The following is a 14,422-nucleotide window of genomic DNA, read 5'->3' as shown; positions in this document are numbered from 1 at the left end:
CCCTAGGCCGGCGTCCCCCGATCCCACGCGTAGTCGAAGCTCTTCAAGTAGTGGCGGAACGTGCGGGCTCCGGGGATGTAGCGAAAGTGCAGCACGGGGTTCTGACCAGCTGGCGCTCCGAGGACGTGCGGGTTCACCAAGACGTCGTCGTCGAACCGGTAGATCGAGTTGTAGAGGATGGTGTCGTGCAGCCGTACCTCCACCCCTGGCGTTGTCATGGCTGGTTGGAGGTAACGCCGCGTAATGCGGGCACGGGCAGCCAAGTCTCCTCCGATGCCCTCCTCTTCACCGCGCTGGCGCACCATCTCCGAGTCGGGGTCGCCGAGGAGGATACGAATCGCTGCGCCGACCTTGGCCTTCTCCGCGAGCTGATCAGGCAGGTCTGGATGGCTGTCGAAGAGGAAGAGCCCCGCGTACACAAGGATCTCCAGCTGGCTCTTGGCCTTATCGATCAGCGATGACCAGAGTTGAGCGGGTACCGCCCCTCGGTGAGGGTAGTAGGTGACGAGCTCTGATGAGCTGGCCGTTTCCACCTGCTTCTCAACGCTCGGCCATAGGTACAGCTCGTCGACTCCAAGGAAGCTGGTGGCCTTCCACCTGTGTCCCCGGTGTGGTGTGCGTTCTGTTGTGATCCAGCGTTCGACGCTCTTTGGATCAACTCCCACGTGATGGGCTAACGACTGAATGGTCTCGCCCTTGGCTGAGATCGCCGCGCGTAAACGCTCGTTCGCCATCGTGCCGTGTCCTTTCGAGGGACGCCGGGATGTTTTGACGGTAGCGAAGACGTCCCCAAACGTCCATACGGACCGTGATGCGTCCACTACTTCCGACGGTTTCCTGATGGTGTCGACGAAAGGTCGGCACTCCCTCGAAAGCAGGAGAAGCCAGATGCGTCAGATCCCTGTGGACACCACCGCAGCGACGGTCATGGTCGCGCAGCCTCCCCAGAAGAAGATGGCCGACCGCCAGTCCGGTCTTGTCGCGACCGACCGTGAGACCGGTGCTGCTCTGATGACCGTCGACGTGCTGTTCGTCATGGACGGCAACGCCGACGTGGTCACGCTGACCGTTCCGGAGACGGGCGTCTCCCCGGACCTGGTCATGGGTACCCCGGTCGCGCTGACCAGCCTGGTCGCCCGGCCATGGGAGAACGAGTTCAACGGGCAGAAGCGGCACGGGATCAGCTTCCGTGCTGTCGCGGTCACGGCGCTGACCGGCAAGGGTTGATCGCGATGACTTTCGGGCAGGCCGGGTTACTCATCGGCTTAGGTCTGATCGTCGCTGGGGCCGCGCTGCTGCGGCGGCATCGTCCCTTCTGGTACTGGATCGGCATCGGTGCCGTGGTCGCCATCGTCCGGGTTCAGCTCACGTACCGGTCCGTGATGGAAGCGTGTGACCTGACCGAACGCCCCTCCCGTGCTCGGTTGTGGCTGGCCAGGGCCATGGATCGTGAGCCGACACGGATGATCCCTCGGCTGCGAGGATGCAGGGTCACCCGCGCGGGTCTGGTGCTGCGGATCAAGATGCAGCCCGGTCAGGAGGTCCGTGACTTCGAAGTGGCGGCCGAGCGCCTACGTCACGCGTGGCGGGCTCATGGGGTGCACATGCGGGCCCTGAAGCCCGGATGGCTCGAGATCCGACTCATCGCCTACGACCTGCTGCGGCGAGTGGTTATGCCACGCGGTGAGACTGCCGAATTGCTTCGGGTGCCAGTGTCGCTGCGATCAGACGGGCTGGTCCACATGCGGGACTTCCGTACCGCCGCTCACGAACTGGTCGTCGGTGCGGTCGGATCCGGTAAGTCCGTCTACCTGCGTCGTCTGGTCAAAGCGTTGGCTCCGCAACCAGTGGCGTTGGTCGGCATCGACTGCAAATGGGGCGTGGAGCTCGCGCCGCTTGCCCGCAGGTTCTCGGCCCTGGCCTACACCCCGGAGGAGGCTGCCCTACTCCTGGACGTGTTGGTTCAGGAAATGAGCGACCGGTACGAGCTGATCCGCGCCGCACAGAACCTTCCGCCTGACCTGCCCTTGGAGGAGATCACCTCCGATATCTGGGGCCTCTCCGAAGACATCCGCCCGGTACCGATCGTCGTGATCGTCGACGAAGTGGCGGAACTCTTCCTCACCGCCTCCTCAGCGGATACCAAGCGCCGTGACCACATGGTCACTCAGATGATCCGACTTGCCCAACTCGGCCGCGCCAGTGGGATTTACCTCGAGGTCTGCGGCCAACGGTTCGGATCCGAACTCGGCAATGGCGCCACGACGCTCCGCGCACAGCTCACCGGACGCGTCGCGCACCGTGTGAATGATGAAGGCTCCGCGAAGATGGCTCTCGGCGATATCAGCCCGATGGCCATGACTGCCGCAACAACGATTCCCGCAGACCGCCCCGGAACGGCCGTGGTCGGTGGTACAGCCGACGGCTGGACCGTGATCCGTACGCCCCTCACGAGCCTGAACGAGACCGTAGCGGCCTGCAACGAGTTCGCGCACATCACGCCGGATATCCCGGCCCTGGCTGCCTTCCGACCAGACTCGGCACCCGTGCCCGTCGAGGCACCGGTCCCGGTCACGGAACCGGCCTGACCCCACCTGCACCCCGGTCGGCGCGGCCTCCAACGCGCCAAGTCCCTACCCAACCCATGCCCGAAACCGGGCCAGACACAGAGGAACAGACATGTCCCGACGTACCGAGGACTTCGACCGCAGTGCCCGCCTCACCCAGGACGTCTGCGAATACGCCGAGCGCGAGGATGCCGATGTCGAGTTCACCAAGGTGGTCGTCGACTCGATGCTGGAACAGGCTCGCCGTGAACGCCTCGGCCAGTACCCGCCGGCCGGGCACGACTACCCCAATTCGGGCCGGTGATCGCCATGACGTGCAGCGACGACCCCCGGCACGCCGACGCCCATGTGACGCACCTGATCGCTCACGGAATGGACGAATACGTAGCCGATCCGGGCCACGACCCGGAGTTCGCTTCGGTCCTCTACACATCGCTGAGGGCCGAACACAGCGCCAAGCGCGCGGGCGAGTACCCGCCGGAAGGACACGGCTACCCCCGAGCGGGGCACTGACCAACCACTCCACCCCCAGGCCAACCGCACACAATGAAAGGAGATCCCATGCGCCGCTGGAAGTACGACGTCGCGATTGAGCTCGACAACGAGACCTTCGTCATTCAGGGAGAGACCCACTCGAACGACGGCGAGACCGAACGTTCGATGGCGCGAGTCATGGTGATGAAGATGCTCGCCGACGACCCGAAGCTGCGTGATGGGCGCCTGATTCGCAGCAACTGCACCGAGATCCGGTAAGCGCCGTGTCCACGAAGAGGACCACGCAGCGCAAGACCCGAGCGAAGAAATGCCCGGACTGCCAGCAAGGACAGGTATCGGCGACCTTCAAGGTCGGCGGTCGCAAGAAGCAGGAGAGCCCGGATCGCCAAGAGGCGTTGTGCCTGACGTGCCTCGGCACCGGCGAAGCACCCAACGGCAACTGATCCGCCCGGGGCCGGGCGCCACGCTCCCACGAGCTCCGCCCGACCCCCCTCCCTCCCCGCCATGCCCTGAAAGGAGGACAGCGCGATGAAACGCCTCGCACACCGTGACCCGGTGCTGGTGCAAGCCGTGATCGCCGGTGCCCTGTCTTTCGCCCACCTGCACGACATCGCCCAAGCCGCCGGGCAGGACGGCTGGAAGGGCTGGGCCTATCCCGTCTCCGTGGACCTGCTCCTGGTCGCCGCTTGGCGTCGTCTGCGCTCCGGGCACGGGGTCCGGCTGGGCTGGGTCTGGTTCCTCATCGCGCTCATCGCATCGCTCGGCGCCAACGTCGCGACCGCAGGCTTCCTCGACCTGGGCCACCCTCCGGCCTGGCTGCGGATGCTGGTCGCCGGCTGGCCCGCCGCCGCCTTCCTCGGCGGCACCCTCCTTGCCCACGGTCCAAAACACACCGCGACAGTCCCGGCCTCTGAGCCGGAACCGCTCCAGGATGCACCTACGGCTGCCGAGCCTGAAGTACAGCCCGACCCTGTGGTCGAGGTCCCGGAATCCGTAGCAGCGCCCCCGGCCGAACCCCGGCAGGAGCTCGAGCCATCGCAGCCAGACCCGCGTGGTGAAGACGACTCCGCAACTGCCCCGGCCCTTCCGGAGCCTCCGACGAATCCGGCCCCCGCACCCGCCGCCCTGGTGGCGCACGCCCGCAAGCTCGCCGACGCTCACCGGGCCTCGACGGGCCACGACATCGACCCCGACACCCTGCGCGCACGCCTCGGCGTACCCGCCTCGATGGCCGAAGCCATCGCCGCCCAACTCGCCTGACTGGAGATCCGGCCATGCCGCGCAACAAACGCTTCTGGAACCGCGACCGCATCGGAAAGGTCGAGATCGCAACCCACACCGACCGCCTCGGCCGCACCGCTCACGCGGTCGCCTGCACCTCCCCGGGATGCAACTGGTCGGCTGACTACCTGAACCCCGCGGCCGCCGAACTCGCCGCCCAGACCCATCGCTGCGACCCCCGATAACGGCAGAAGGAGAGATCAGCCGTGAACGTCCCGCTCTGGTTCGCCGTCGCTGTCGTCGCCTACCTCGGGGTGAAGCTCACCCGCCCGCCGATGTGGGTCGTCCTCGTCCTCCTGATCGGTGGCGTTCTGCTCGCCGACAGCTTCCTGGGCGGGCCGATCAAGTCCGGCATCAACGGCGGCGCCACCGTCATCGGCGGATCCAAGTAACCACCAGAGAAGGGAGAACCATCATGCTCCGCCCCCGCGTACCGACCAATCCGCTCCCCGCCCCGGTCGTCGCCCCCGCCCCCGAGGCGCCCGTCCAGAGGCAGACCTTTACGCCCCCGGCGTCGGTTGCCTGTCAGCACTCTGCCGAACCTGCGGCTCCTGTTCGTAGCGGGGTGCAGCTCTCGGCGGGCGCCACGGTCGCGGCCATCGGCGCGGGAACTGTCGCCGTGCTCGTCATCGGCGCGGTCCTGGTCGGCATGTTCCTGGCCGTGTCCATCACGGCCGGCTCGCTCGCCATCGTCGCTCTGGTCGCGCGTTCGCTCCTGAACTCCGCCCACAACCAGCGCTGAAAGGCCCCGGGGCGGCCTCTACCGCCAAGTTTCCGCCGCCCCGGGCGCCCGCACTCCCTCCAGGCCAACTGACCCGAAAGGGAAGCATCATCATGCCCGAGATCACCCCTACCCGTCTCCGCCGCTGCACCCACTGCGACGGCTTCCCCGTCGTAGCCGTCACCACTGGGCAGCGCACCACGGCCGGGCACCGCGAGACGATCCCCGCGACGTGCCCTGCATGCCGCGGCACCGGCACCGTGCACCTTCCGTACCGGATCAAGGCAGGTGCGGCGTGCTGACCTACATCGACTTCTTCTGTGGCGCGGGCGGCTCCTCCTCCGGCGCTGCCGCTGTCCCCGGTGTCCGGCCCGTGCTGGCGGCGAACCACTGGGAGCGGGCGATCACCTCGCACGCCGCGAACTTCCCCGACGCCGAGCACTTCACCGGCGACCTGCACGACGCGGACGTCGCCCGCTTTCCGGCCGCTGACCTGTTCTGGGCCTCACCGGAGTGCCCTCAGTGGTCCAACGCCCGAGGCAAGCGACGCGACTTCGACAAACAGCCCGACCTCTTCGGCGAGACCCTTCCGGACGCTGCCGCCGATCGCTCCCGTGCCCTGATGTGGGACGTCCCGCGCTACCTGGCCAGCACCCATCGTCGCGGCCGCCCGGTCCTGGCCGGGATCGTCGAGAACGTCATCGACGTACGGTCCTGGGACCTGTGGCAGTCCTGGCGCGACGACATCCGCAACCTGGGCTACGACACCCGCCTGATCGCCCTGAACTCCATGCATGCCCGCCCGGTCGCCACCGCCTGGGCCCCGCAGTCCCGCGACCGCCTCTATCTCACCTACTGGCACCGCTCCCTCGGACGGGCCCCGGACTGGGACAAGTGGTTACGGCCCCAGGCCTGGTGCCCTGTCTGCGAGGAGACCGTGACCGCGGTGCAGGCGTTCAAGAACCCGCGCCGGGACATGGGCCGCTACCGCCAGCAGTACGTCTTCCGCTGCCCCCGCGTCTCCTGCCGGAACACCATCGTGGAACCTGAGGCCCGGCCGGCCGCGACGGCGATCGACTGGAGCCTGCCCGCAGAGCGCATCGGCGACCGCACCAAACCGCTCGCCACGGCCACCTTGAACCGCATCCGGTCCGGACTGGCCAAGTACGGAGCCCCGCTGCTAGCCCCGGCGGGCGGAACGTGGCGGGCCGATGCCGCCCCCGTCACCGCACCCATGCCCACACGCACGACCCGGGAGAACGACGGCTTGGCGGTGCCCCCGCTCCTGATCCCGGTCGAGGGCCGGGACGGCAAGCACGCTGCCCCCGCCACCGTGCCCCTGCGCACCCAGACCGCCCGCAACGAGACTGGACTGGCCTGGCTGCCCTACCTCATCCCGCTCCGAGGCGGCGGCGACAAGGAGCGCGCCCGCCCCGTCACCGACGCACTCACCACCGTCACCGCCTCCGGCAACCACCACGGACTCGTCACCGGCCCCGGCTTCACGCCCGAGGACGCGTACCTGCTGGTCCCGTACTACGGCAACGGAGCCGCCCGCCCGACCGGCGCCCCCATCGGCGCACTCACGACCCGTGATCGCTACGCCCTGACCACGGGCGGAACCACTGCGCTGGACGATGTGCGCTTCCGGATGCTGGAGCCCGGCGAGATCGGCCGTGCCATGGCCTTCGCCGACGGTTACCGCGTCCTCGGCAACAAGCGCGAGAAGGTCCGCCAGTACGGCAACGCCGTCACCCCGCCCGTCGCCGAAATCCTTGTCTCCGCTCTCGTCGAAGCCATCACCGGCACCCCGCGCGAGCGCCAGGAGGTGACCCGGTGACCCTCCTCGACTGGCACGACCCCAAGCATTTCGACGCCAGCGGCGACAAGCCGTGCGTGTGCTGCGGCAAGCCCACCCCGCTCCGCTCCGACCGCGGCAAGCCCGTCCACAAGGTCTGCGCCGAGGACTGGCACGACACCCACAGCTCCGATGAGAAGAAGGGGAACCACCGATGAACACCGCTGACGTCCGGGGGCTGACCATGTCGCAGCCGTGGGCAAGCTGCATGGCCTACGGCACACGCAGGGTCCACAGCCATGTCCGGCTGACCGGCCACCGTGGCCCCGTCCTCATTCATGCGGGGAGCGCCACCGACCACAGTGCTTGGAACCTGCCGATGACCCGTCCGTTTCTGCTCCGTCCCCTGCCCATGTCGGCGGTCCTGGCCGTCGCCCGGCTGGACGACTGCCACGCGGACGACGGCTACTGCTCGCTGTGGTCTCTCCGTGGCTACTCGCACTGGTGCCTGACCAACGTGGTCGCCCTCGACAAGCCCGTCCCCTGGCCCGGTGGCAGCAGCGCCTTGTGGATCCCGCCGGCGCCCCTGCTGGCCAACCCACGCGTCGCTGAAGCGCTGGAGGCGGCCCGTGCCTGACCTGCTCGACCCGACCACCCTGGGCGACCTGCTCAGGGTGGCTTCGGCCCCCGACTTCGCCCGCTGGCAAGAACAGATCCGCCACACCGGAGGCTGCGCCGATCCCATCCACCTGCGCGGCTGGACGGTCACCCGAGACCGCGCGACCGGAGAGATCCTCCATCGCTACAGCACCGACACCGAGCCTGGCGGACGCCTGCGCATCGCCTGCGGCAACCGCCGAGCGTCCCGCTGCCCCGCCTGCGCCTGGCTCTACGCGGGCGACACCTTCCACCTGATCCGCGCCGGACTCGTCGGCGATGAGCACAAGCACATCGCCACCACCGTCCGCGAACACCCCCGGGTCTTCCTGACTCTCACTGCCCCATCCTTCGGCCCGGTCCACAACCGCCCTGCCGGCGGGCGCTGCCGCTGTGGCATCCGGCACCGCGACGATGACCCGACACTCGGCACGCCCCTGAACCCTGCGGAGTACGACTACGCCGCTGCCGTGATGTTCAACAACCACGCCGGAGAGCTGTGGGCGCGTTTCACTCGCCGCCTCCGCCGCGAGATCGCCCTACGGGCAGGACTCACTCAGCGTGAGTTTCGATGGTTTCTGCGCCTCTCCTTCGGCAAGGTCGCCGAATTCCAGAAGCGCGGAGCCGTCCACTTCCACGCGGTGATCCGCCTCGACGGCCCCGGGGGCGCCGACGAAGCCCCACCCGCATGGGCCACCCTCGACCTGCTCACCGACGCCATCCGCGCTGCCGTCGCCCACCCGTACACCACCGTCAAGGTCCCGCCTCATCATGACGCGGGCTACGTTTACGGCTGGTCCCTGCGCTGGGGCACCCAACTCGACATCCGCCCCATACGGGCCTTCGGCGATGGTCAGGAGATCAGCGAAGAGGCCGTTGCCTCCTACGTCGCCAAGTACGCCACCAAGGCCGCCGAAGTGACCGGAACCCTCGACCGCCGCCTCGGGGAACTCGCCGAACTCGACCAGCACCACGTCCCCGAGCACGCCCGCCGGCTGATCCGCGCCTGCTGGGACCTTGACGAGCTGTACCCCGAACGGCGGCTTTGGGCGTGGGCCCACATGCTCGGCTTCCGGGGCCACTTCTCCACCAAGTCCCGCCAGTACTCCACCACTCTCGGCGCGCTCCGGCAGGCCCGAGCCGACTACCGCGCCGTCCAGCAACGACAAGCCCTCGGCCTCCCCGAGACCGAACCCGACACCGTTCTCGTCCTGGCCGACTGGCAGTACGCGGGCCACGGCCACACCCCCGGCGAATCCGCGCTCGCCGCCACCATCGCCGAAGACATCCGCATCAATCGCGAGGCCGCCCGAGAAGCCCGGCAGGACCAACAGGCCGAGAAGGGAGAACAACCATGACCACCGCCGCCGAGGAACTGCTCACCGTGCCGGAGGTCATGGCCCTTCTCAAGGTCGGACGCTCCAAGGTCTACGACCTGATCCGCACCCGACGCCTTGCCTCCATCACCATCGATCGTTCGCGGCGTATCCCTGCGGGTGCCGTGCGCGGCTTCATCGCCGGCCGCATCGAGGAGGCCGCCTGATGGCTGCCGAGCGCAAACGCAACCCCAACGGCGCGGGCACGATCACCAAGCGCAAGGACGGCCGTTACCAAGCCGCGGTCTATGTACTCCAGCCGGACGGGACTCGGGCCCGCAAGTTCGCCTACGGCAAGACCTGGGCGGAGTGCGACGTCAAGAGACGCGATCTCCTCGACAAGGTCCACAACGGCGTTCCGGTCCCCACCAGGTCGGCAAAACTCTCCGAGTGGCTCCCCTACTGGCTGGAGCACATCGTCAAGCCCCGGCGGAAGCGCACGACGTACGCGAAGTACGAGATGCACACCCGCCTCTACCTGAACCCTCAACTCGGCACGAAGACCCTGGAAAAGCTGAGCGTGAGGGACGTCCGGACAGCTCTGACGCGGATCGCCAAAGCCACGACGGCAGCAACCGCGAAGGAGTCGCACCGTGTTCTGCGCTCGGCGCTGTCAGCGGCATGCCGAGAGGAACTGATCACCCGGAACGTCGTGAAGCTGGTCGAGGCGCCGACAGTGCCCGCCTACGAAGGCAGCCTGTGGACGCTGGAGGAGACCTTGAGGTTCATCTTCACCGCTCGCCGTGACCCTCTCTACGCGGCCTTCATGCTGGCTGTCGGCCTCGGCCTGCGCCGCGGCGAACTCGTCGGTCTGCGCTGGCAGGACATCGACCTCGACGCCCGAACAGTCCAGGTGCGCAAGCAGCGTCAGCGGGTCGGCGGGGAGAACTACGAGGACGACACCAAGAACCGCCGTAAGCGCACCTTGCCGCTTCCGCTCCTGTGCATCGCGCCTCTCCGCTGGCAGCGCCTGCGCCAGCAAGCCATGCGAGCAAAGGCGGGCGACTCGTGGCAGGAGAGCGACCTGGTGTTCACCACGCGCACCGGTCGCCCGATCGAGGGAAGCAACGTCCTACGGTCGTTTCACCGGCTGAGCGCTCAGGCCGGCGTCCCCCGGATCAGGGTGCACGACGCTCGGCATGGAGCGGCCACCCTGCTCGCCGCGGGCAACGTTCACCCGCGTGTCGCGATGGAGATCCTGGGGCACAGCAAGATCAGCGTGACGATGGATGTCTACACGCACGTGCCGGACGCGCTGAAGCGTGAAGCCGTCGCGCACATGGACCGGATGCTCGGCCGCCCCCGCCGTTGATGTCATCCGCAGATGTCGAAGGCCCCCAGCCGTGATCGCCTGGGGGCCTTCGTGCTGGTGGGCACAGACGGATTTGAACCGCCGACATCCGCTTTGTAAGAGCGGCGCTCTACCGCTGAGCTATGCGCCCCGGCACGAAAGGACAGCCTACATGGCCCGCCCGGGGTGCCCGCAAACCCTGGAGATCCGGTGATCCCGCGGGCTTCGGGGGCTCCGAGGGTCCGGGGCTCCGGGGGTTAACCCCACCCCGTAATCGGTAGCAGGCGGGATGCCCGGCCCGGCAGCGTGCTCCGTAGGCTCGGCACCGCAGGCGCCACCGCCTGGCAGTACCGGCCGAGAAACGGCCCCACCAGCCGAAACGGAGAACGATCAGCATGCTTTCCCGCGCCCGCCGCGCCGCCCGAGTGTCCGCCCTCGCGGGCGCGACCCTGATCGCCGGGGTCGTCCTGACCGGCTGCGGCTCGGCCGACGCGGACGACGCCACCCCCGAGCACCGGTCGTTCTCGATCAGCGGCCGGGAGCTGACCGTGGACACCGACAACTCGGCGATCGAGCTCGTCCCGGCCGCCGGGGACGGCAAGGAGGTCAAGGTCACCCGCTGGTTCGACGGCCGGGTGATGGCCGGGTCCGCCGACGTGACCTGGAGCATGACGGACGACGACACGCTCAGGCTGCGGATGAAGTGCACGGGCCTGAGCGTCGACTGCGAGGCCAAGCACCGGATCGAGGTGCCGCGCGGGGTGGCCGTGACCGTCAAGGACGACAACGGCGCCGTCACGGCCCGCGGCCTCGAGACCGCTCTGAGGATCAGGTCGAGCAACGGGGCCATCGACGTCCGCGACGCCAAGGGCGCCGTGGAACTGCGCTCGTCGAACGGGCAGATCACCGCCAAGAACCTGCGCTCGCCCAAGGTGAAGGCCACCACCTCCAACGGCGAGGTCCGCCTCGGCTTCGACAAGGCGCCCGACGAGGTCCGCACCAGCACCAGCAACGGCGCCACCCGCATCACCCTCCCCCGCACCCCCTACAAGGTCGACGCCCGCTCGCACAACGGCCAGGTCAGCGTGGACGTCCCGCGCGACGACGCCGCCCCTCGCCTGGTGAGCGCGCGCAGCGGCAACGGCGCCATCGAGGTGCGCACCACGGGCTGACCGGCCCGTGTGTTCGCCCCCGCCGGATGGGAGAATGGCACCCGGGCCTGGGGCGATCCATCGGGAGTGGGCAAGTGACGGCGACGTTCGCACGTACGGTGACGGCTACGGCGCGCGAGACCCTCGCCCTCGTCCTGCTGCCCCTTCCCCTCCTCGCCGCCGCGGCGGCCGCCGTGCCCGCCGCCTTCGCCGGGGGCGGCACGCGCCGCTGGGGCTGGGGGCGCGGGGAGGACCAGCGGGCGGAGGCGCAGGCCGCGAAGGACGCGGCCGCGGCCGCGTTCTACGAGCTGGACACCGCACAGCGTGACCTGCGGATCTCCATCGAGACGATCACGGCCGTCGACTCCTCGCCCGCCGCCCGCAAGGCGGCCGCCGACTTCGAGGCGTTCGGGCGGCGCATAGACGAGGTCTCCGGCGCCTACATCGGCGCCGTCGACGCCCATGACCTGGACCGCGACGACCTCGAGGCCGCGGCCGCCCAGCGCGCCCGTACGGAGCTGACCAAGGCCAAGGACGAGCTGGTGCGGGCCAAGGCCGACCTGGACCGGTTCGCGCAGAGCCTGGGCCCGCTGCTGACCAGGGCCGAGAACCAGCTGGCGCAGCTCGCGCCCGCCGTGGAGCGGGCCCGGCAGTCCCTGCGGGCGGCCGGCGAGGCCCTGGACGCCGTCCGGGCGACCGGCCTGCGGGCCGACGACCTGGCCGCCCGGCTGGCCGCGCTCTCCCCCGAGCTGACCAAGCTCAACCAGGGCGCCGGGCAGCACGGTGTGCAGGAGACCGTGCACCGCGCCGAGCGGGTGCAGCGGGAGGCCGGGGCGATCCGCGGCGAGCTCGAGCAGCTGCCGGGCAGGGCGGCCGAGATCGACAAGCGGCTTGTCTCGCTGCGCACCCGCGCCCAGGCGCTGGCCACCAGGGCGGCGGGCGTGGCCCCCGTCCTCAGCGAGCTGCGCCGCCGCTACAGCGCCGCCTGCTGGCAGGACCTGCAGCAGGTGCCGCCGGAGGCGGAACGGACCGTCACCCAGGCGGAGGAGAAGCTGCGCGAGGCCCGCGCGGCCCGCGACGAGCAGCGCTGGGCGGACGCCACCGCGCTCCTGGCGACCGTGCGGGCGCTGCTCAACACCACCGACGAGGCCGTCTCGGCGGCCGGCGACCGGCTGCGGCGGCTGGACGAGGTGTCCTTCGACCACCGGAAGGAGGTCGACCGCACCCGGTTCGCCATCCGCGACGCCCAGCGGCTGGCGATGGACGGGCGCAGCACGCCCGACCCCCGGCACGCCCGCCCGCTCGACGAGTCGGTGGCCCGTCTGGAGCGGGCGGTCGAGGGCCTGGAGGGCCGGCATCCGGACTGGTGGCACTTCCTGACCGAGACCGAGGCGGTGCGGCGGACCGTCACCGACGTGGTGCGCGACATCCGCGAGGAGCGCGGCGGCGGCGCGGCGCGCTGACGGGCCACGCCGCGCGCGGGAAGCCTGCGTCAGCCCGTCCGGCGCGCCGGCGTCAGACCGTCCGGCGTGCCAGCGTCAGCCCGTCCGCGACGGTGAGCATGACCGACTCCATGCGCGCGTCCGCCCGCACATGCTCGTTGAACGCCCTGATGTCGACGCCCGGACCGCTGGTCACCTCCGGGTCGACGACCTCACCGAGGAAGAAGACGTTGTCGGCGACGATCAGTCCGCCGGGGTTCAGACGCGGCACGATCTCCTCCCAGTAGTCGATGTATCCGTCCTTGTTGGCGTCGATGAACGCCAGGTCGATGTGCGGCGCGGCGGGCAGGGCGCGCAGCGTGTCGAGGGCGGGGGCGATGCGCAGGTCGATCCGGTCGGCGAGGCCGGCCTTGGCCCAGGCCTCGCGGGCGACGGCCGTCCACTCCTCCGAGATGTCGAGGGTGAGCAGCCGCCCGCCCGCGGGCAGCGCCTGCGCCATGGACAGCGCGGAGAGCCCGGTGAAGGTGCCGACCTCCACGACCTGCCGGGCGCCGGTGAGTCTTACCAGGAACGCCAGCAGCGCGCTCTGCTCCTGCGCGATCTGCTTGATGGCGTGGTCGGGGTAGCGGGCGTGGGTGATCTCGACCAGGCCCTGCTGCACCGGGTCGAGCGGTGGGTTGTGGGCGAGTACGTACGTGTACAGCTCGGGGGTGAGCGGGGTCTTGGGCTCGGCCACGAGGTCTCCTCGGTCGGTCCACACCAATGGGGTTGACGGGCGTTGACGTTCCACGAGACTACGGGCCGGGCCCGGGGTTCACGAGAGGGTCGTCGCGACCCCCGCCGCGCGCGCGAAGGCCCCGATGATCTCCTCGCCGGCCGCCACGCCGCGCGTGGGCAGCGCGGTGACGTGCGGCGCGGTGAACCCGGCGTCGGCAAGCTCGCCGTGGCCGGGCCGCCAGCCGCGGCCCGCCGCGAGCAGCAGGTCGGCGTCGAGCAGCGAGTCGCCGGCGGCGAGCACCTCGGTGGCTCCCGTGCGGCGCGCCACCTCGGCGACGGCCGCGCTCTTGGTCAGCGGCTTGGGCACGGCGTAGACCTTGCGGCCCTGCAGCGACACCGTCCAGCCGCGCTCCCCGGCCCAGGCCGTGAGCTCCTTCACCCAGGCGTCGGGCAGCAGCGGCCGGTCGACGACGAGGTAGGAGAAGAGGTCCGCCGCCGTGCGCGCCTTGAGCAGCCAGGCCGGATCGGCGGTGCGCACGAGCCGTTCGTGGACCTCGGCCAGGCCCGCGCACTCGGCGTCCAGCGCGCCGCGCACCCGTGCCCGCCACTCGGGGTCGGGCTCGCCCCGTACGAGCAGTTCCCCGCCGTTGGCGCAGATCGCGAACTCGGGCACGGGGCCGGGCAGGCGGATGCGGCCGTACTGCTCGCGGGTGCGCGTGGTGGTCGGTACGAACGTGACGGCACCGGCCAGTTCGGCCAGGGCGGCGGCCGCGGTCTCGGTCATGTAGGACAGCGGCTTCCGCTCGTACGTCTCGACGCACAGCAGGCGCGGCGCCCGTTCGTCCGGCATGGACAGGGCCAGGGCGGCGGTGGAGTAGATCAGGGTGCGGTCGAGGTCGCTGGCGACCAGGACGCGGGCGGCGGCG

At 69.8% G+C, this 14,422-nt stretch carries 21 protein-coding genes and 1 tRNA gene; 18 read left to right on the top strand and 4 right to left on the bottom strand.

Annotated features, from left to right (window positions below):
• Nucleotides 1–2: 2 nt before the first annotated feature.
• Nucleotides 3–734 carry an XRE family transcriptional regulator gene (locus ACIG36_RS02775; RefSeq protein WP_399920751.1) on the bottom strand — a complete coding sequence of 244 codons (732 nt, stop codon included), beginning with the start codon at nucleotides 732–734 and terminating at the stop codon, nucleotides 3–5.
• A gap of 154 nt (nucleotides 735–888) precedes the next feature.
• Here ACIG36_RS02775 and ACIG36_RS02770 point away from each other — a divergent pair, with 154 nt between their 5' ends.
• The 16 genes from ACIG36_RS02770 (at nucleotide 889) to xerC (ending at nucleotide 10,207) form a co-directional block, all read left to right on the top strand.
• A complete protein-coding gene (locus ACIG36_RS02770) occupies nucleotides 889–1,227 on the top strand; it encodes a hypothetical protein (protein ID WP_399920748.1) in 339 nt (112 codons plus the stop codon).
• Nucleotides 1,228–1,232: 5 nt separating this feature from the next.
• The gene (locus ACIG36_RS02765) at nucleotides 1,233–2,588 is read left to right on the top strand and encodes an FtsK/SpoIIIE domain-containing protein (RefSeq protein ID WP_399920746.1); all 1,356 of its coding nucleotides are present in this window, start codon (nucleotides 1,233–1,235) and stop codon (nucleotides 2,586–2,588) included.
• Between the two features lie 91 nt (nucleotides 2,589–2,679).
• On the top strand, nucleotides 2,680–2,871 hold the full coding sequence (locus tag ACIG36_RS02760) for a hypothetical protein (protein WP_399920743.1): 192 nt from the start codon (nucleotides 2,680–2,682) through the stop codon (nucleotides 2,869–2,871).
• Between the two features lie 5 nt (nucleotides 2,872–2,876).
• Nucleotides 2,877–3,080, top strand: a complete 204-nt coding sequence (locus tag ACIG36_RS02755) for a hypothetical protein (RefSeq protein WP_399920740.1) — start codon at nucleotides 2,877–2,879, stop codon at nucleotides 3,078–3,080.
• A gap of 48 nt (nucleotides 3,081–3,128) precedes the next feature.
• A complete protein-coding gene (locus ACIG36_RS02750) occupies nucleotides 3,129–3,320 on the top strand; it encodes a hypothetical protein (protein ID WP_399920738.1) in 192 nt (63 codons plus the stop codon).
• 5 nt (nucleotides 3,321–3,325) lie between these two features.
• Entirely contained in the window at nucleotides 3,326–3,505 is a 180-nt protein-coding gene (locus ACIG36_RS02745) for a hypothetical protein (RefSeq protein WP_399920735.1), read from the top strand.
• A gap of 85 nt (nucleotides 3,506–3,590) precedes the next feature.
• On the top strand, nucleotides 3,591–4,322 hold the full coding sequence (locus ACIG36_RS02740) for a DUF2637 domain-containing protein (RefSeq protein WP_399920732.1): 732 nt from the start codon (nucleotides 3,591–3,593) through the stop codon (nucleotides 4,320–4,322).
• Between the two features lie 14 nt (nucleotides 4,323–4,336).
• Complete coding sequence (locus ACIG36_RS02735; RefSeq protein ID WP_399920729.1) at nucleotides 4,337–4,528, top strand: mobile element transfer protein; 192 nt, start codon at nucleotides 4,337–4,339, stop codon at nucleotides 4,526–4,528.
• Nucleotides 4,529–4,549: 21 nt separating this feature from the next.
• Nucleotides 4,550–4,735 carry a hypothetical protein gene (locus ACIG36_RS02730; protein ID WP_399920726.1) on the top strand — a complete coding sequence of 62 codons (186 nt, stop codon included), beginning with the start codon at nucleotides 4,550–4,552 and terminating at the stop codon, nucleotides 4,733–4,735.
• Nucleotides 4,736–4,758: 23 nt separating this feature from the next.
• The gene (locus tag ACIG36_RS02725; RefSeq protein ID WP_399920723.1) at nucleotides 4,759–5,085 is read left to right on the top strand and encodes a SpdD-like protein; all 327 of its coding nucleotides are present in this window, start codon (nucleotides 4,759–4,761) and stop codon (nucleotides 5,083–5,085) included.
• A 274-nt stretch (nucleotides 5,086–5,359) separates the two neighbouring features.
• Nucleotides 5,360–6,904, top strand: a complete 1,545-nt coding sequence (locus tag ACIG36_RS02720) for a DNA cytosine methyltransferase (RefSeq protein WP_399920720.1) — start codon at nucleotides 5,360–5,362, stop codon at nucleotides 6,902–6,904.
• Nucleotides 6,901–7,080: a hypothetical protein gene (locus tag ACIG36_RS02715; protein WP_399920717.1), complete on the top strand. Its 180-nt coding sequence runs from the start codon at nucleotides 6,901–6,903 to the stop codon at nucleotides 7,078–7,080. The genes ACIG36_RS02720 and ACIG36_RS02715 overlap by 4 nt, the downstream gene beginning before the upstream one ends.
• Entirely contained in the window at nucleotides 7,077–7,499 is a 423-nt protein-coding gene (locus ACIG36_RS02710) for a hypothetical protein (protein ID WP_399920714.1), read from the top strand. Before ACIG36_RS02715 ends, ACIG36_RS02710 begins: the two co-directional genes overlap by 4 nt.
• A complete protein-coding gene (gene repSA / locus ACIG36_RS02705; RefSeq protein ID WP_399920711.1) occupies nucleotides 7,492–8,877 on the top strand; it encodes a replication initiator protein RepSA in 1,386 nt (461 codons plus the stop codon). Before ACIG36_RS02710 ends, repSA begins: the two co-directional genes overlap by 8 nt.
• A complete protein-coding gene (locus tag ACIG36_RS02700; RefSeq protein ID WP_399920708.1) occupies nucleotides 8,874–9,062 on the top strand; it encodes a helix-turn-helix transcriptional regulator in 189 nt (62 codons plus the stop codon). The genes repSA and ACIG36_RS02700 overlap by 4 nt, the downstream gene beginning before the upstream one ends.
• Nucleotides 9,062–10,207 carry a tyrosine recombinase XerC gene (gene xerC, locus ACIG36_RS02695; protein WP_399920705.1) on the top strand — a complete coding sequence of 382 codons (1,146 nt, stop codon included), beginning with the start codon at nucleotides 9,062–9,064 and terminating at the stop codon, nucleotides 10,205–10,207. The genes ACIG36_RS02700 and xerC overlap by 1 nt, the downstream gene beginning before the upstream one ends.
• Before the next feature lie 55 nt (nucleotides 10,208–10,262).
• Here the strand turns inward: xerC and ACIG36_RS02690 are convergent.
• Nucleotides 10,263–10,337, bottom strand: a tRNA-Val gene (locus ACIG36_RS02690).
• 244 nt (nucleotides 10,338–10,581) lie between these two features.
• On the opposite strand from ACIG36_RS02690, the gene ACIG36_RS02685 reads away from it, so the two are divergent.
• Both ACIG36_RS02685 and ACIG36_RS02680 read left to right on the top strand, forming a co-directional pair.
• Complete coding sequence (locus ACIG36_RS02685) at nucleotides 10,582–11,358, top strand: DUF4097 family beta strand repeat-containing protein (protein ID WP_399920702.1); 777 nt, start codon at nucleotides 10,582–10,584, stop codon at nucleotides 11,356–11,358.
• Between the two features lie 74 nt (nucleotides 11,359–11,432).
• The gene (locus ACIG36_RS02680; protein ID WP_399920700.1) at nucleotides 11,433–12,800 is read left to right on the top strand and encodes a hypothetical protein; all 1,368 of its coding nucleotides are present in this window, start codon (nucleotides 11,433–11,435) and stop codon (nucleotides 12,798–12,800) included.
• A gap of 52 nt (nucleotides 12,801–12,852) precedes the next feature.
• On the opposite strand, the gene ACIG36_RS02675 is transcribed toward ACIG36_RS02680, so the two are convergent.
• Together ACIG36_RS02675 and ACIG36_RS02670 are read right to left on the bottom strand one after the other, a co-directional pair.
• Entirely contained in the window at nucleotides 12,853–13,515 is a 663-nt protein-coding gene (locus ACIG36_RS02675; protein ID WP_399920697.1) for an O-methyltransferase, read from the bottom strand.
• Between the two features lie 78 nt (nucleotides 13,516–13,593).
• Nucleotides 13,594–14,346, bottom strand: a complete 753-nt coding sequence (locus ACIG36_RS02670; RefSeq protein ID WP_399922156.1) for an HAD family hydrolase — start codon at nucleotides 14,344–14,346, stop codon at nucleotides 13,594–13,596.
• Nucleotides 14,347–14,422 lie beyond the last annotated feature (76 nt).

The sequence above is a fragment of the Streptomyces sp. NPDC053048 genome, from assembly GCF_044547045.1.
GTDB lineage: Bacteria > Actinomycetota > Actinomycetes > Streptomycetales > Streptomycetaceae > Streptomyces.
Note: the sequence above shows the minus strand (reverse complement) of the source record. Positions and strands in the feature narration are given on the sequence as shown.

Excerpts from the sequence above, each read along its gene's own strand:
- ACIG36_RS02735 (WP_399920729.1), top strand. The coding sequence starts at position 4,337 with ATGCCGCGCAACAAACGCTTCTGGAACCGCGACCGCATCGGAAAGGTC.
- ACIG36_RS02765 (WP_399920746.1), top strand. The coding sequence starts at position 1,233 with ATGACTTTCGGGCAGGCCGGGTTACTCATCGGCTTAGGTCTGATCGTC.
- ACIG36_RS02685 (WP_399920702.1), top strand. The coding sequence starts at position 10,582 with ATGCTTTCCCGCGCCCGCCGCGCCGCCCGAGTGTCCGCCCTCGCGGGC.
- xerC (WP_399920705.1), top strand. The coding sequence starts at position 9,062 with ATGGCTGCCGAGCGCAAACGCAACCCCAACGGCGCGGGCACGATCACC.
- ACIG36_RS02700 (WP_399920708.1), top strand. The coding sequence starts at position 8,874 with ATGACCACCGCCGCCGAGGAACTGCTCACCGTGCCGGAGGTCATGGCC.
- ACIG36_RS02750 (WP_399920738.1), top strand. The coding sequence starts at position 3,129 with ATGCGCCGCTGGAAGTACGACGTCGCGATTGAGCTCGACAACGAGACC.
- ACIG36_RS02740 (WP_399920732.1), top strand. The coding sequence starts at position 3,591 with ATGAAACGCCTCGCACACCGTGACCCGGTGCTGGTGCAAGCCGTGATC.
- ACIG36_RS02770 (WP_399920748.1), top strand. The coding sequence starts at position 889 with ATGCGTCAGATCCCTGTGGACACCACCGCAGCGACGGTCATGGTCGCG.
- ACIG36_RS02670 (WP_399922156.1), bottom strand. The coding sequence starts at position 14,346 with ATGCCGGACGAACGGGCGCCGCGCCTGCTGTGCGTCGAGACGTACGAG.
- ACIG36_RS02710 (WP_399920714.1), top strand. The coding sequence starts at position 7,077 with ATGAACACCGCTGACGTCCGGGGGCTGACCATGTCGCAGCCGTGGGCA.
- ACIG36_RS02725 (WP_399920723.1), top strand. The coding sequence starts at position 4,759 with ATGCTCCGCCCCCGCGTACCGACCAATCCGCTCCCCGCCCCGGTCGTC.
- ACIG36_RS02760 (WP_399920743.1), top strand. The coding sequence starts at position 2,680 with ATGTCCCGACGTACCGAGGACTTCGACCGCAGTGCCCGCCTCACCCAG.
- ACIG36_RS02775 (WP_399920751.1), bottom strand. The coding sequence starts at position 734 with ATGGCGAACGAGCGTTTACGCGCGGCGATCTCAGCCAAGGGCGAGACC.
- ACIG36_RS02755 (WP_399920740.1), top strand. The coding sequence starts at position 2,877 with ATGACGTGCAGCGACGACCCCCGGCACGCCGACGCCCATGTGACGCAC.